Raw genomic sequence first — 2250 nt, 5'->3', positions numbered from 1 at the left:
GCGCCCGGGGGCGTGCGCCGCCGGCCGCGGCGCGCGCCGCCGCCTCCTCCTTCTTCCCCTCCTTCTTCCCCTCCTTCTTCCCCTCCTTCCTCCCCCCCTCCCGCGGCTCCCTTCGCGCCGCCCGCCATACATGGCGGCCGCGTCCTGTGGGAATCGTCCGACAAGCGTTTCGGAGCCTCGCCAATGTGCCGGCCCGCGCGCGCTGGCTATCGTTGCATCACGGCAGGCGCGGTTTCGCATCCTCTCCAGCGGGCGGCGAACGCCGCGGCAACACGCCTGAACAAGCAGCGTGGCGCGCGGGAACATCCGCCTGCGGCAATGGGCCGCGACCGCCACGGGTTCTCTCACTCACCTGCAAGAAGAGGGCATTCATGAAGCTTTCCAAATCCGGCCTGCTAGTGGGCCTTGCACTGGCGGCAAGCGCGGTGTTGTCGGCATGCGGCGGCGGCGGCGACGATGGCATCGACGACCGCCTCGGCATCAGCAAGCCGTCGGTGCGCGTGATCCACGCCATCACCGGCGGCCCGAACCTCGACGTGCTGCAGAACGGCACCAAGACCTCGTTCCTCAACGAGCCCTACAAATTCGTGTCGAACTACTTCGACGTCGACACCGGATCGCAGCTGATCGCGTTCAACGTCACCAACACCAGCACGCAGCTCGGCAGCGCCGCCGTGGACGCCCACACCGGCCACAAGTACACCGTGGTCGCGCTGCCCGGCGCCACCGCCGCCGAGGTGCTCACCATCGACGACCCGTACGACAAGAGCCTGCTGTCGGACAAGGCCCGCGTGCGCACCCTGAACGCCTCGTTCAACGCGCAGAACATCGACGTCTACGTCACCACGCCGGCGGCCGACCTCAACGCGGTCTCGCCGAACATGGCGGCGGTCGGCTACAAGACGGCCAACCCCGCCACGGGCCAGGACTCGCTCTATCTGGACGGCGGCACCTATCGCCTGCGCATCACCACCGCCGGCACCAAGACCGTGATCTTCGATTCCGGCGCGCTCACACTGGGCAACAACGCCGACTGGCTGATCACCACGATCCCGGTCGACGGCATCGGCGCGCTGGTGCCGAACCGGATCAAGGTGCTGGTCGCGCAGTCGAGCACCGGCGCCGGCGACGCGCAGGAACTGGTCTCGCAGTAGGGAAGGAAAAGGGAAGAGAAGGGAACGCGGCAGCCCGGCCGGCGCGATCGCCGTCACCGGGGCGTGCCAGGCGGGAAGATCCGGCAGGCGGGTCTTCCCGCTTTTTTTTGCCAGCGGCGCGCGCGGCGCGCCGGTGCCCGGGGCCTAGCGCTCCGGGGCGGGCTCGAGGTCGCCTTGCAGCACGTCCAGGTGCGACAGGTACTTGTCCAGTTCGTCCTTGCCGCTGTCCGTGATGCAGTAGACGCGGCCGCTGCCCTCGACCAGTTCCGCCGTGATCGCGCGCGCGATCAGCAAGCTGCGCAGGATCGGGCGCAGCGAGCGGATATTGTTGTCGATGCCGTGCTCGCGCAGGCGCTCGACCAGGGTCAGTACGGTGGACGGACTCGCCTGGACGAGCTTGAGGATGTACAACCGCGAAACCAGGCGGTCCAGCGCCGGCGTCTTCATGCGGCGCCCGCGGCGCGCCAGCCAGTGACGCGATAGAGCTGAATGGAGCGGATCATCTTGCGCAGGCCCGGCACTGCCAAGCGCAGCCGGGCAGGTTCACTGCGAGCGTGCCGGCGGGAGCCGGAACGCGCCCTGCAAAAAAAAGCGGGGTGCGCGAGGCACCCCGAATCTTGCGTTGTTCGTACCGGCGTATGGCGGCACCGGTACGGGGGCTTCGAAAACTATTCTTCCTGGAACGCTTCTTCGCGCTTGGCCTTGATCGACGGCAGCGCCACGACGGCAACCAGCGCGGCGGCGGCGATCAGCAGGCCCATCGACAGCGGGCGCGTCACGAACACCGTGAACTCGCCGCGCGACAGCAGCAGGGAGCGGCGGAAGTTTTCTTCCATCATCGGTCCGAGCACGAAACCGAGCAGCAGCGGCGCCGGTTCGCACTTGAGCTTCAGGAACAGGTAGCCGATGATGCCGAAGCCGGCCGCCATGAACACGTCGAAGGTCTGGTTGTTGACCGAGTACACGCCGATGCCGCAGAACACCAGGATGGCCGGGTACAGGTAGCGGTAAGGCACGGTCAGCAGCTTCACCCAGATCCCGATCATCGGCAGGTTCAGGATGATCAGCATCAGGTTGCCGATCCACATCGAGGCGA

At 67.4% G+C, this 2250-nt stretch carries 3 protein-coding genes; 1 reads left to right on the top strand and 2 read right to left on the bottom strand.

The features are described from left to right. Positions 1-371 precede the first annotated feature (371 nt). Entirely contained in the window at positions 372-1154 is a 783-nt protein-coding gene (locus tag K206_RS0134970; RefSeq protein WP_020206915.1) for a DUF4397 domain-containing protein, read from the top strand. A 144-nt stretch (positions 1155-1298) separates the two neighbouring features. Here K206_RS0134970 and K206_RS0134965 read toward each other — a convergent pair whose 3' ends face one another. After that, positions 1299-1601: a helix-turn-helix transcriptional regulator gene (locus K206_RS0134965; RefSeq protein WP_020206914.1), complete on the bottom strand. Its 303-nt coding sequence runs from the start codon at positions 1599-1601 to the stop codon at positions 1299-1301. Between the two features lie 221 nt (positions 1602-1822). After that, a partial coding sequence (locus K206_RS40265; RefSeq protein WP_020206913.1) for a tripartite tricarboxylate transporter permease occupies positions 1823-2250 on the bottom strand: 428 nt, incomplete at its 5' end.

The sequence above is a fragment of the Cupriavidus sp. WS genome (genome assembly GCF_000395345.1).
Taxonomy (GTDB): domain Bacteria; phylum Pseudomonadota; class Gammaproteobacteria; order Burkholderiales; family Burkholderiaceae; genus Cupriavidus; species Cupriavidus basilensis_B.
Note: the sequence above shows the minus strand (reverse complement) of the source record. Positions and strands in the feature narration are given on the sequence as shown.